Source organism: Leisingera sp. MMG026, assembly GCF_021654205.1.
In the GTDB taxonomy this organism is placed as follows: Bacteria; Pseudomonadota; Alphaproteobacteria; order Rhodobacterales; family Rhodobacteraceae; genus Leisingera.
Genome location: NZ_JAKFZM010000013.1, coordinates 11,639 through 24,663 on the forward strand (window position 1 = coordinate 11,639; position 13,025 = coordinate 24,663).

Genomic DNA, 13,025 nt, shown 5'->3' on the forward strand with positions numbered 1-13,025 from the left:
AATAGGGCAGGCAGTCACGCAAAAGCTAGATCATGGCATTCAGGCGCAGCACCACACGCGGGTTCGCACGAACCTCCAAGCTCCTCAACGAGCAGATCCGCAAAGCGGGGGAAAGCCGCGGTTTTGCGGTGTCACGGCTGCTGACCCACTGGGAAGAGATCGCCGGTCCGGATATCGCTGCCATGGCGCGTCCGGTGAACGTCGGCTACGGACGCGGTTCCTTTGGCGCAACGCTGACGGTGCTGACGACCGGAGCCAATGCGCCAATGCTTGAAATGCAAAAAGAACGCCTGCGTGAGCGGGTGAACGCGGTTTATGGCTTCAATGCCATCTCCAAGGTGCGGATCACGCAAACGGCACCGACGGGATTTTCCGATGGCCGCGTTGAATTCAAATATGCCCCCAAAGTGCAAGCACCCCGGCAGCCCGACCCGCAGGATACAGCGGCTGCCAGCCAGGCGGCTGCTGGTGTGGAAAACGATGATCTGCGTGCTGCCCTGGAACGCCTGGGGCAGAACGTGCTGACAAAACAGAAAACGCAAGGAAAGGGGTTCAAATGACCCGTCTGATGTCTGGTGTCTTTGCCGCGGTTGCGGTTGTTGCGGGCGGTTATGCCCTGTCGGGATTCAACACTCAGAACAATCTGCCGCAGAACCCGCTGGTTGGCGCCGCTGTTGCGCAAGAAGCCGAGGTGGACATCTCAACAATCGCCGAGATGACGTTGGGGGCCGAGGACGCGCCGGTCACGCTGATCGAATACGCCTCTTACACTTGCCCGCATTGCGCCAGTTTCCACAATGAAACCTTCAAGAAGCTGAAGGCTGATTACATTGACACCGGCAAGGTGAAGTTCATCTACCGCGAGGTCTATTTCGACCGCTACGGGCTGTGGGCCTCGATGATTGCGCGCTGCAGCGGACCGGATAAGTTCTTTGGTATTTCCGATCTGATCTACAAGGGCCAGTCCGAATGGACGCGGGCCGGCGGCGCAACCGAGATTGTCGATGAACTGCGCAAGATCGGCCGCCTGGCGGGGATCGAAAATGAGCAGCTGGAAACTTGCCTGCAGGATGGCGAGAAAGCGCAAACCCTGGTGGCCTGGTATCAGGAAAACGCCACTGAGCACGGCATCGAGGCAACGCCGTCGTTCATCCTGAATGGTGAAAAGATCTCCAATCAGTCTTATGCAGAGTTCAAGACGCTATTGGACGCAGAGCTGGAAGGCTAAGCTCTTCCTGCAGCAAAATTTTAAGCCCGGGCCGTGTGCCTGGGCTTTTCAGGGCAGAGCAAACCGGGCAATTGCTCTCCCGGCAGCCTCTGCGAGAGCTGGGGGTCAGGGTGCAGGTGCGGCCTTCTTCAACAACTCCTTCAACCCATCATCTCCTGCAACCTGCAGCCGCACAGGCAGGGTAATGACCTTGGAGCGGAAGCTGTCCGGCAGGCGGACGGCGTCTTTTTCCGTCGTGACAAGCTGGGCGTTCAGCAGCTTGGATTCGTTCTCCAGCCGGTTCATCAGCGCCGGTGAAAGCGGCTGGTGATCGTCTAGTGCTTCGGCGCGGACGATATCGGCGCCAAGGCCGCGCAGAGTGTTGAAAAATTTCTGCGGCTGGCCGATGCCGGCAAAAGCCAGAACACGTGTGCCATTCCAGGGCATCCCGGTTTGCAATGGCTCCAGCGCACCAGTGAAATGCGGCAAGCCCTGCAGCTGGCTTCCCCAAGCCGCGGCAAATTTCTTCTGGGTCTCCCCAGGCCCAAGCGAGAGCACCGCGTCAGCCCGTTTCAGGCCAATGGCAACCGGCTCCCGCAATGGGCCTGCCGGCAGGCAACGGCCATTGCCGAAGCCCTGCTGCGCGTCCACCACGATCAGTGACAGGTCCTTGGCAACCGCGGGGTTCTGAAATCCGTCATCCAGCACGATGACGGTTGCCCCTGCGTCTGCTGCGGCGCTTACGCCGGCAGCACGGTCCTTGGCAACCCAAACTTCGGCAAAGGCTGCCAGAAGAAGCGGTTCATCCCCCGTCTGCGCGGCTTTGTGGCGGCCAGGGAAGACTTGCACTGGCCCCTCCATCGTGCCGCCATAGCCGCGGGTCACAACATGCGGTTCATGCCCCTGATTGCGCAATGTTTCCAGCAGCCAGATCACAGTGGGCGTCTTGCCGGTGCCGCCGGCATTCAGATTGCCAACGCAGATCACCGGGACGTTAGCACGCATCGGGTTGCCTTTGGCGACCCGGGAAGCGGTGGCGCGTGCATAGACCCAGCCAAGCGGCGCTAGCAAAGCTGACCGGAAGTCGAAATCTCCCGGCGGTTTGTGCCAGAATTCAGGTGCCCGCATCGGTATCCTCGCGCTGGTTCAGCAGGGTCTGGACCTTCTCCAATAACATGTCGGCTGTGGCGGCGCTTTCGGTGACGCTCTGCCAGCCGGCCAGCGCCATTTCGGCGGCCTTGTCCGGGGCGGATAGCGCAATGACAGCATCGGTCAGATCCGATTGGGTCAGCACCGGCTGGGCAGCGCCCGCCGCGGCCAGTCTTTCATAAAGGTCCCGATACGCGTGGATACCCGGTCCGTGCAGCAGCGCCGAGCCTAAGGCTGCGGCGTCCAAAGGCGACTGGCCCTGGGCCATGGGGTCCAGGCTGCTGGCGATCAGCGCGGCTGGAGACAGGCGGTACCACAATCCCAAATCCTCGCTGCCCGCCAACAGCACCTGGGTCAGGTCCTCGGGTTCACCGCCGTCTTCCCAATCGGCAAAATACAGCCCGCTGTTTTGCAGCTGGCGGCGGGCTGCTGCAAGATCCGCGCCGTCTTCCAGCGCGACCACCAGCAGCAGCCGGTGCAGCAGCCGCAATGCGCCGCGATGCGCGTCCAGAATACGGGGCAATTCGCTGAGCTTGGTATGGGCGGCGAGCCAGACCGGTCGGCTGCCAAGGGTCTGTTGCATGGCAGAAAGCTCTTCGTCATTGCAACCGGGCGGAATTGCAGACACCCGCAGCTTGCCGGCCAGTTGCACCCGTTCCGCTGGCAGTCCGATCCGGGTCAGCCGGGCCTGCACGGATTTGGACGGGGTCAGGATGCAGGTCAGCCCATCCAGCAGCCGCCGCCGCTGGTCCGGCAGCCAGCGGCTGGTGCGGTTGGGCATTTCATCCTCCAGAAGATCCGCCAGCAGTAACCCGGTACTGCGCTCGCGCATTTGCCGAAGCAGCACCCGTCGTGCCGGCGGACCGGTCCAGATGCAAGCGTCGGGCCGCCAATGGTTCAAAAACCCGCGGGCCTCTGCCAGGGTGTCCTCAGGCAGCGGGCCAATCGGAATATCGCAGCCAACTGTACCGGTCAGCCGCAGTCCGGGTTCCCAGCTTGCCAGCACCGACAAGTCCGGGCGCAGGGTTTTTAGGCGGCGGCCGATATCGCAAAGCGCTTGATAGCGTTCAGGGGTGGTCGCATGCACCCACAACAGCTCTCCTTTGGGGCGGGGCTGCAGAACGGAAGTGCGGTTGGGAGCTGCGGTTCGCCGTTGCATCTGGCTCGATCTGAAATTTCCGGCCCAAGGTACCTGCAACATGCGGGCTTGTCTGTGAAAAATTTGGGTATGACGATAGCGCTGCTGCTGCCGCTTAAAGCCAGTCCGGTCTAATGTCCAGCGATGCCAGGCGCATTCGGGTCCAGCGCCGTCAGCAGTGAATTCTGAAGGGCCGGATTTCCGGCAACCACCCCGTTCAGGCGCGGATGCGGATTGTTGAAGCGCAAGGGGCGGCCGGTTTGATCGGTAAGGATGCCACCAGCCTCGCGTATCAGCAGATCGCCCGCCGCTATATCCCATTCCCAACTGGGGCGCAGAGTCAGCATGGCGCCGAAACGGCCGTCTGCCACCTTGGCCAGCCGGTAGGCAAGCGAGGGCCGGTAGCTGCGGATGAATTCGGGCGGGGTGCCGCCCAGCCAGTGATGGGCCTGCAGGTTAGGTTTGGCGGCCAGCACTTCAGAACTGGAAAGTTCTGTGGTCCGGGACACATGAATCGGGCTGCCATTGCAATCCGCCCCCTGGCCCTTGGCGGCAGTATACATCAGCTCCCGCTGCGGCAGGTAGATCACGGCGGCGGTCACCTCGCCGTGGTCGGCGACAGCAATGGAATGCGCCCAGGTGCGGGAGCCTTCGGCAAAGCTGCGGGTGCCGTCGATCGGGTCGATGATGAAGACCTTTTCGCGCAGCAGCCGCGCGCTATTGTCTTCAGTTTCTTCCGACAGCCAGCCATAGCCGGGCCGTGCCTGCTGCAACATGTCTTCGAGCATAGCATTGACTGCCAGGTCGGCTTCGGTCACGGGACCAGCGCCGCCGGGCTTGTCCCAGCGTTTGGCTTCGGGACCGGAAAAACGGCACGCAATATCGCCGGCCTGTTCCGCCGCTTTCACAAGCAGGGAAAGGTCAGTTTCCGGCAAGGGTCATTCCTTCGATCAGCAGCGACGGGACCACGGTCGAGAGGTGCCGGCGCGCGTCATTGGCGGGAACGATCCTCCGCAGCATGTCAAGCAGATTGCCCGCGATGGTGCATTCGTTGACCGGATATGCGATCTCGCCGTTTTCCACCCAGTACCCCGAGGCTCCGCGGGAATAGTCGCCGTTGTTGGGGTTGATGGTGGAGCCGATCATCGACGTCACCAAGAGACCGGTGCCCATCTGCGCGACGAGATCCTCGCGGCTGGCTTCGCCTTCAGACAGCGCAAGATTCCAGGTCGCGGGAGAGGGCACGCCGCCGATGCCGCGGGCGGCGTTGCCGGTGCTTTCAAGGCCCAGTTTCCGGGCCGAGGCAAGATCCAGTGTCCAGCCGGTCAGCACGCCGTTCTCAACAACAGTGCGCTTGCGGGTCGGCAGCCCTTCGCCGTCAAAGGGGCGGGAGCCGGAAATACGCGGGCGGTGCGGGTCTTCAACAATGGACAGGGTTTCGGGCAAAACCTGCTCACCTAATGACCCCTTCAGCCAAGAGGAGCCGCGGGCAATCGCCGCCCCATTGGCAGCAGACAGCAAGTGGCCGATCAGAGAGGAAGAGATGCGTTCGTCAAACAGCACCGGAAAGCTGCCGGTTTTGGGCTTGCGGGCGCCCAGCCGGGCAACCGCGCGTTCACCGGCGGTTGTGCCAATGTCCTGAGCGCTGCGCAGGTCGGATTGAAAAGTGCGTGAATCCCCGTCGTAGTCACGCTCCATACCTGTGCCGCTGCCTGCAATTCCGGTGCAAGAGAGTGAGCGCCCAGTACGTTGGTAGCCGCCGGAAAACCCATTGGTTGCGGCCATATGCACAACGTGGCGGCCATATCCGGCTGCTGCGGATTGAACCTGGGTGATGCCGCTGATTTCCTGGCAAGCGGTCTCGGCAGCCAGGGCGTCAGATTGCAGGGCAGCAGGCTCCGGCTCGCCGCGGGGATCTTCCAGTTCCAGCGCCGCCAGGTTCCAGCTCTTGGCCAACTGCGATGGATCGGCAAGGCCTGCATAAGGGTCCTCAGGTGCTTCCTTGGCCATTGCAACCGCACGTTCGGCCATTGCTGCGATGGTCTCCGGGCGCATATCCGATGATGAAACCAGCGCCTGCCGTTTGCCGACGAATACCCGCAAGCCCAGGTCAGTGCCCTCAGAGCGTTCCGCATGCTCCAGTTTGCCTTCCCGCACTTCAATGCTGAGGGAACTGCCTTCCGCTGCCATGGCATCGGCGGCATCCGCGCCGGCCTTGCGGGCGGCATCAATCAGGGCGTGGCAAAGCGCTTCGGGGGACTGGGTCATGGGCACCTTCTGTTCTGCTCCTTTCCAGAGCTATCCAGTGAGGCGGCTTGCCGCAAGGGCGGGCAGCAAAAAAGGGGCCGCGCATAGCAGCCCCTTTGCAAAACCTGTCAGGGATTTGACGGTTATTTGATGCGCTGGCCATTGGCGTGGATCTGGCCGTCCTCGGAGATCGCAATCTTCGAGGTCAGCGTGTCCTCACCCTCGCCCGGCACGGCCAGCATGCCCATCATCATCCGCGCGCCCATGGCGTCGCTGTCGGACATCAGGCCCATCCCGATCAGCTTGTCGATCAGGGTGTTGGCACCGGTCAGTTTGAGGTCAGCCTCGCCCGAGGGGGCAGGCATGCCGTCAAAGCTAACGAGGTCTTCATTGTTGAAGGTGAAGTCGCCGGTGCCGGTCAACTCGGCGCCTGCTGCGGTGACCTGCAGCTGTTTCACGGTCAGCGCGTTCAGTTCGCCCGGTTGTTCTTCGCCGGATTCCACCGATTCCATGGCTTCCGGATCGAACAGGTCGAACAGCACCTTGCCCTTGCCGGCAAGGTCCAGCACCACGGTGGCCGGATCATGCGGCAGCTGGCCGGTTGGATCGACCATGCCCCACAGCATATCCGGAACCGCAAAATCGCGCAGGGTGATGCCCAGGGCAAAATCCTGCTCTTCCTCGGATTTGGCGAGCGGCATCATCAGTTTGAATCCGGTCTCCGCCATGCTGAGCGCCAGCGGGAAGGGGATCTCGGAACCGGAGATGTTCACATTGGTGCCGGTCTGGGACACATCATAGGTCAGATGCTGCTTGTCCATAGCCACCGCGATCGAGCCGCCCTGGGAATTGCTTTCCATGGCGAAGTTTTCGCTGCCGTCCACACCGGAGACGGAACCATTGCCGCTGTCAAAAGTGAAGATGCCGTCAAAGGCAAATCCGGCTGCCAGCAGCGCTGACATGTCGGGGCTTTCCAGTCCTGCCGGCACGGTGCTGGTGCCGGCAAAATTCAGCCCCTGCAGCGCGCCTTTGAAAGAGCCTGTGCCGTTGCTTTCGGGATCGTTGAAGCCCATGTCATAGCTCAGGCTGGAAGCAGTCAGCGTCTGGTCATAGTTGCGCGCGCCAGCGATTTTCATATCGGTCTTGGTCGCAACTTCGTTCATGACGATCTGAATTTTCGCCACGTCCGCCGGCACGGCCTCGCCGTCTGCAGTCAGCCCGTCCAGCGTCATGGTGACCTTGGAGGAACTGTAATCATAGCTCATGCTTTCGGCGTCGCCCGACACTTTCATCGGGGTGCCGTCATGGGCATAGATCAGCTTGCCCGAAAAGCTCTCACCTTCAGCTGTGAAATCAAAACCCATCGGGAATTCCGCGGGCAGCAGCACGTTGACGGTGCCATCGCCGTTTTCCACAAACTGGATTTCGGGCAAGCTCACCGTGCCGGAGCCGTCCTCATCCGGGATCGGCATGACCATCGAGACATCGGAGACAGTCAGGGTGCTTCCCGAAACTGCTTCAGTGCCGGAAACCGTGTAACCGGTGCTGGTCAGATACGCTTTCCAGTCAGCCCAGACGTCCTGGGCACTCAAATCGGCCAGGGCACCCTGGGCGGAAACAACAAAAATTGCCGCTGCAACGCCGCTGCGTGCAAAAATAACGGACATAAGAGAACCTTTCTCAGTGAGATAATTGAAATCATCGTCGGCCCGGCGGGCGGTGCCGTCAAGGGGGCCTTGGGCTGGACCGTTCCCCCTAACCGCTTTACCACATGGGTCAGCAGCCACTTGGAGGGACGGCCGATGGATTTCAATGGAAAAACAGTTGCAATTACCGGCGCCAGCCGCGGGATCGGCGCGGATACGGCCCGGGTTTTCGCCGCCGCCGGGGCCAATTTGGCCTTGCTGGCAAGGAGTGGAGAGGCGCTGCGGGAACTGGCGGAGGAGATCGGCGGAAATGTGCTGACCTTTGCCTGCGATGTATCAGACTACGCATCGGTAGAGGGCGCGCTGGCCAAGGCCCATCAGCATTTCGGCAGCCTGGACATTCTTATCAACAATGCCGGTGTGATTGAGCCGATTGCCCGGTTGGCGGATGTGCAGCCCGGCGACTGGAGCAAGCTGATCGATATCAACCTGACCGGAGTGTTCAACGGTATCCGCGCCGCTTTGCCGCTGATGAAGCCCGCGGGCACCGGCACCATTATCACCGTCAGTTCCGGCGCGGCGCATCATGCGCTGGAGGGCTGGAGCGCGTATTGTTCGTCCAAAGCAGGCGCAGCAATGCTGACCAGCGCACTGGACCTGGAAGAACGTGCCAATGGTATCCGTGCCATGGGGCTGTCGCCGGGCACGGTCGCAACCCGGATGCAGCGGGAAATCAAGACCAGCGGCATTAACCCGGTGAGCGAGCTGGAGTGGGAAGACCACATCCCTGCCGAATGGCCCGCACGGACGCTGATGTGGATGTGCACGAATGATGCGGACGATTGCATCGGCCAGGAAGTTTCCCTGCGCGAAGACAGCATCCGTCAGCGGGTTGGCTTGGTATGATTGATCTGGAGATTGCGCAAAACGGTCTGTGGACCGTCACCATCAACCGCCCGGATAAGGCCAACTCTCTGACCGAAGCGATGCTGACCGAACTGGCTGAAATCGCCGAACGCGCGCAGGAGGCCCGGGGGTTGATCCTGACTGGAACCGGCAGGGTGTTCAGCGCGGGTGCTGACCTGGACGAGGCGCGGGCAGGCCTGGCGACCTCGCCGGTGTGGGAGCGGTTGTCCAATTCTATGGCTTCAATTCCCTGTCTGAAAGTGGCGGCGCTGAATGGCACCTTGGCTGGCGGTGCCAATGGCATGGTGCTGGCCTGCGACATCCGGATTGCGGTGCCTTCGGCCAAGTTTTTTTACCCGGTGATGAAGCTTGGGTATTTGCCGCAGCCTTCGGATGCTGGGCGGATGGCGGCGCTGATCGGACCTGCGCGCACCAAGATGATCCTGGCAGCCGGGCAGAAAATCACCGCGCAGGAGGCTTGCAACTATGGCCTGGTCGACCGGATCGTGGAACCGGACGCGCTGATGGATACTGCGCAGGACCTGCTGGCGCATTCTCTTGAGGCCCAGCCAGAGATCGCGGCTGGTATCCTGAGGATGTGCCGGTGAAACGGCTGTCCGGCCTGCGGCTGCAGGTAAGGAGTCCTGAACGTCTCGCCGGGTTCTATGCGGATGTGTTCGGCATGGACGTCCAGGCCGAAGGCGAGGCCTGGCGTGCGGGGTACGCAGGACAGGATGCAGACCTGATTCTGCTGCCCGGCGGTGTCCAGGGTTCCCACACGCGGGACGAGCGGTATTGGAAGATCGGGATCTGTCTGCCCGATCTGGACACCGCCTGCGAACAGCTGCGGCAGAAAGGCATTGAGGTCTCCGCTCCGCATCAGTTCCGCGACATCGGATATATGGCGCATCTGCACGATCCCGAAGGCTTTGCCGTTGAGCTGCTGCAGCATGACTTCCAAGGCAAACGCCCCGATGGGGCAGGCGATCCGGCGCTGCCGCTGGGCGGCGGGGCGCATATCGGGCAAATCACCTTGCGGACCGGGGATATCGCCGCCGAAGTTTCAGCGCATGCGAATATGAAGCTGTTGTCGGTGCAGGATGTTGCGGAATTCGGGTTCGACCTGCATTTTCTGGCCTTCACCGACGAAACACCGCCGAACCCGGATTTGCGGGCCGTGGCAAACCGCGAATGGCTGTGGCGGCGTCCATACACCACTTTGGAATTTCAGCATATTGCCGGTGTGCAGTTGCGGGAGAGCCCGGCGTTTCTGGGGCTGGAAACGACCTAGCCTTTCGTTGTGCTCCAGGCGCCCGCCACCAAGGCGCCCGGCGTCAGAAAATTGCAGATGGCAGCCAGGTTGCGAGGCCGGGTATCAGCCAGACCAGCAGCACCCCAAGCGCCTGCAGGCCGATGAACGGCACGACCCCTTGGTAGATTTGACGGGTGGTGACCTCCTTTGGCGCGGCGCCGCGCAGGTAGAACAGCGAAAAGCCGAACGGCGGCGTCAAAAAGCTGGTCTGCAGGTTGATCGCGATCAGAATGCCCAGCCAGACCGGGTCATGGCCCATGATGATCAGGGCAGGCGTCACCAGCGGCAGCACGATGACAGAGATCTCGACGAAATCGAGGAAGAAGCCGAGCACGAAAATGAACAGCATGCAGAACAGCAGCGCACCGGACGGGCCGCCGGGCATGTTTCCAAGGATATGCGCCACCCGCTCCTCGCCGCCCAGGCCGATGAACACCAGCGAGAACATGCCTGCGGCCAGGATGGTGGCAAAAATCATTGCGGTCATGGTGGTGGTCGAAGTTACCGCATCGTGCAGGATGCGTTTCTTCAAACCGCTGCGCAGGGCGGCCAAAACGGCAATGGCTGCGACCGCGGCCAGAAGCGCATAGAACAGCCCCGCTGCGAGGTCGGCCCCGCTGAGGTCGCTGCGTTGCAGACGGACCGGATGAACCCCTGACAGAATCCCCAGCAGGATCAGCGCGGCGGCACCGGAAAGGATCAGCCGGGATGGTCCCCCTGCACGCGCTCCCGCCATCAGCAAGGCACCGATGCCGCCCACCGATGCGGCCTCGGTCGGGGTGGCGACGCCGCCCAGGATGGCGCCGAGCACGGCGAAAATCAGCAGGACCGGCGGCACCACAGCACGCATGATCTGGCGTCCGCCAGGGCGGGCCAGCTCCGCTGGGGCGGAGGGCATGTCCTGAGGCCGCAGCATGCCTCTGACCAGGATATAAAGAAGATACAGCACCACCAGCACCAGTCCGGGCACCAGCGCGGCGGCAAAAAACTGGCCCACGGACAGCGCCTCGACTGAGAATTTTCCTTGCTCATACTGGGCCTGCTGATAGGCGTTGGACATAACGTCGGCGAGGATAATCAGCAGCGTCGAGGGCGGGATGATCTGCCCTAGCGTGCCGGCGGTACAGACAATGCCAGAGGCCACCCGCGGGTCATAGCCGGCGCGCAGCATGGCCGGCAGGGCGATCATACCCATGGCCACAACCGTGGCGCCGACAATGCCGGTCGAGGCCGCCAGCAGCGCGCCCACCAGCACCACCGAGATGCCCAGGCCGCCCTTCAGCTGGCCGAACAGCCGCCCCATCGTGTCCAGGAGTTCTTCGGCAATGCGGCTTTTCTCCAGGATCGCCCCCATCAGAACGAACAGTGGAATGGCGATCAGCACCTGATTGCTCAGCAGGCCGAATACCCGTTGGCCAAGCGCGCCCAGCAGCGAGATGTCCATCACGCCCAGTATCCACCCGAGACAGGCAAAGATGATCGCAACGCCGGCGATGGAAAAGGCCACCGGAAACCCAATGAGGATCGCTGCCATCAGGGCTGCGAACATGATCAGGTCAAGGTATGCGGTCATCGGGCGTCACTTTCGGAAAACAGGCGGATCAGCAGGGCAGCAGATTGCAGCATCACCAGGACGCAGAACGCCGGGATCAGCGATTTCAGCAGGAACACGGCTTCGATGCCGCCAACTGCAATCGGACCTTCGAAAATAGCCCAGGAATTCCGCACCGACGGCCAGGACCAGTACAGAAGCGCGGCCATTGATGGCAGCAGCAGGAACAGGTGGCCGAAAATGTCGATGCGGCGCTGCGACCGGGGGCTGAGGCCGGCGTAAAACACGTCAACACGCACATGTTTGTCGACAAGCAGCGTGTAGCCGGCGGCGAGCATGAACAGGGTTGCATGCATATAAAGGACGCTTTCCTGTGCGGCGATGGAATTCACTCCGAACACATAGCGGCCGACCACGATCGCAAACTGTGTCAGCACCATGATCAGCGCCAGCCAGCGCACCACATGCGCCAGCCCCCGGTTGATACCGTCCAGCGCATTTGCAATCCGCCGCATTCCGCTCTCTCCCCATCAAAAAGCCGACGCCCGCCGTTCCGGGCGCCGGCTGCCGTTGCTGCCCGTCAGTAACCCATTACCGAAGCACGGGCGTTCATCTGGCCGTTATCGGCATAGGTCATATAGCTGCCGATGCTGTCGCGGTAGCCAAGGAAGCTTTCGGTAATGCGGCGCACCAGCTCATCGTCGTCTTCCTGCAAGTCGGTGATCACCTCCTTGGCAGCGGCGCCCATCGCGGCGATCACATCCTCGGGGAACATCTTCACCTGCACGCCATCCTCTTCGACCATCTTCTTCAGCGCCAGGGCGTGTTTGGTGGTGTATTCCGTCCAAACCGGATTGTAGAGGCTTTCGCAGGCCAGCGACACAACCTGCTGCAAGTCTTCCGGCAGGTTCCCGAAGGCCGCGGCATTGACTCCGCATTCCTCGGCCGAGGAAGGTTCGCCGACACCGGGCCAGTAATAGTTCTTGGCCACTTGGTAATAGCCGAGCGCGCTGTCGGTCCAGGGGCCAATGAATTCACCGGCATCCAGCGCCCCGGTCTGCAGGCCCTGGAACATCGCCGGGCCGCTGGTGGCCTCGGCCGCCATGCCAAGTTTCGATGCCATTTCCGAGGCCAGCCCGGTGGTGCGGAACTTGAGGCCCTTCAGGTCCTCGGCAGAGTTGATCTCGGTCTTGAACCAGCCGCCCCACTGCGGGCCGGAGTTGCCGCACAGGAACGGTTTGATCCCGAAGCGGCCGTACATCTCGTCATAAAGCGCCTGGCCGCCGCCGTGGTACATCCAGCCGAACTGCTCATCCGCGCGCAGACCGAAAGGCTGCGAGCCGAACAGCAGGATACCTTTGGATTTCGATCCCCAATAGGCCGGCACGGCGTGATACAGCTCGGCGGTGCCTTCAGAAACCGCGTCAAACACGCCGCGGCCCGGAACCAGCTCACCGGCGGCGAAAAGCTTCACCTCGATCCGGCCGCCTGAAAGGGTGGTGATCCGGTCAGCCAGCATCTGTGCCGCCACACCGGGTCCAGGCAGGTTCTTCGGCCAGGCGGTGACCATCTTCCATTGCATCTTGCCCTGGGCAATGGCGGGGCTGGCCAGCGCTGTTGCCGTTGCGCCCAATACGCCGGTTTTCAAAAACGCGCGTCTTTCCATGTCTCCATTCCTCCGTCTGTCGGTGCATCTGCGATGGGCGGATGCCGGCAGCGCAGACTTTGTTATGTTTTGTAGGCGCTTTACATTAATATGTAGCTACATATTCTTGTCAATCACAGTTGCGCGGTTCAAGTTCGCCTTTCTGCGCAGAATGCAATATGGAGCGGCGGCAAACATTTTCCCGTTTGACCTGGGGGATGAA

13 protein-coding genes are annotated in these 13,025 nt (G+C 61.8%); 5 read left to right on the forward strand and 8 right to left on the reverse strand.

Translation table 11 applies throughout. From position 1 onward, the window contains the following. The first annotated feature begins 32 nt into the window (after positions 1-32). Together L1069_RS08975 and L1069_RS08980 are read left to right on the forward strand one after the other, a co-directional pair. Complete coding sequence (locus tag L1069_RS08975) at positions 33-560, forward strand: DciA family protein (protein WP_134831128.1); 528 nt, start codon at positions 33-35, stop codon at positions 558-560. Further along, on the forward strand, positions 557-1,228 hold the full coding sequence (locus L1069_RS08980; RefSeq protein WP_237455424.1) for a DsbA family protein: 672 nt from the start codon (positions 557-559) through the stop codon (positions 1,226-1,228). The genes L1069_RS08975 and L1069_RS08980 overlap by 4 nt, the downstream gene beginning before the upstream one ends. Positions 1,229-1,333: 105 nt before the next feature. Here L1069_RS08980 and lpxK read toward each other — a convergent pair whose 3' ends face one another. From lpxK to L1069_RS09005, 5 genes are all read right to left on the reverse strand, one after another. Then, positions 1,334-2,335, reverse strand: a complete 1,002-nt coding sequence (lpxK, locus tag L1069_RS08985) for a tetraacyldisaccharide 4'-kinase (RefSeq protein ID WP_237455425.1) — start codon at positions 2,333-2,335, stop codon at positions 1,334-1,336. After that, complete coding sequence (locus L1069_RS08990; protein WP_239032496.1) at positions 2,322-3,515, reverse strand: glycosyltransferase N-terminal domain-containing protein; 1,194 nt, start codon at positions 3,513-3,515, stop codon at positions 2,322-2,324. The genes lpxK and L1069_RS08990 overlap by 14 nt, the downstream gene beginning before the upstream one ends. A gap of 110 nt (positions 3,516-3,625) precedes the next feature. After that, complete coding sequence (locus L1069_RS08995) at positions 3,626-4,429, reverse strand: 3'(2'),5'-bisphosphate nucleotidase CysQ (protein ID WP_237455427.1); 804 nt, start codon at positions 4,427-4,429, stop codon at positions 3,626-3,628. Next, entirely contained in the window at positions 4,416-5,762 is a 1,347-nt protein-coding gene (locus L1069_RS09000) for a TldD/PmbA family protein (RefSeq protein WP_237455428.1), read from the reverse strand. Before L1069_RS09000 ends, L1069_RS08995 begins: the two co-directional genes overlap by 14 nt. Positions 5,763-5,884: 122 nt before the next feature. Continuing rightward, positions 5,885-7,408: a DUF2125 domain-containing protein gene (locus L1069_RS09005; protein ID WP_129372467.1), complete on the reverse strand. Its 1,524-nt coding sequence runs from the start codon at positions 7,406-7,408 to the stop codon at positions 5,885-5,887. Positions 7,409-7,543: 135 nt separating this feature from the next. Here L1069_RS09005 and L1069_RS09010 point away from each other — a divergent pair, with 135 nt between their 5' ends. The 3 genes from L1069_RS09010 to L1069_RS09020 are packed head-to-tail and all read left to right on the forward strand — an operon-like array spanning position 7,544 to position 9,584. Beyond that, a complete protein-coding gene (locus tag L1069_RS09010; RefSeq protein ID WP_237455429.1) occupies positions 7,544-8,293 on the forward strand; it encodes an SDR family oxidoreductase in 750 nt (249 codons plus the stop codon). Further along, on the forward strand, positions 8,290-8,901 hold the full coding sequence (locus tag L1069_RS09015) for an enoyl-CoA hydratase/isomerase family protein (protein WP_237455430.1): 612 nt from the start codon (positions 8,290-8,292) through the stop codon (positions 8,899-8,901). Before L1069_RS09010 ends, L1069_RS09015 begins: the two co-directional genes overlap by 4 nt. Next, complete coding sequence (locus L1069_RS09020; protein WP_237455431.1) at positions 8,898-9,584, forward strand: VOC family protein; 687 nt, start codon at positions 8,898-8,900, stop codon at positions 9,582-9,584. Before L1069_RS09015 ends, L1069_RS09020 begins: the two co-directional genes overlap by 4 nt. 43 nt (positions 9,585-9,627) lie before the next feature. On the opposite strand, the gene L1069_RS09025 is transcribed toward L1069_RS09020, so the two are convergent. The 3 genes from L1069_RS09025 to L1069_RS09035 form a co-directional block, all read right to left on the reverse strand. Next, positions 9,628-11,178 carry a TRAP transporter large permease subunit gene (locus L1069_RS09025; RefSeq protein ID WP_237455432.1) on the reverse strand — a complete coding sequence of 517 codons (1,551 nt, stop codon included), beginning with the start codon at positions 11,176-11,178 and terminating at the stop codon, positions 9,628-9,630. Further along, the gene (locus tag L1069_RS09030) at positions 11,175-11,672 is read right to left on the reverse strand and encodes a TRAP transporter small permease subunit (protein WP_134831137.1); all 498 of its coding nucleotides are present in this window, start codon (positions 11,670-11,672) and stop codon (positions 11,175-11,177) included. The genes L1069_RS09025 and L1069_RS09030 overlap by 4 nt, the downstream gene beginning before the upstream one ends. Positions 11,673-11,737: 65 nt before the next feature. Further along, positions 11,738-12,823 (reverse strand): TRAP transporter substrate-binding protein, encoded by a 1,086-nt coding sequence (locus L1069_RS09035; RefSeq protein ID WP_129372461.1) that lies wholly within the window; start codon positions 12,821-12,823, stop codon positions 11,738-11,740. Positions 12,824-13,025: the final 202 nt, after the last annotated feature.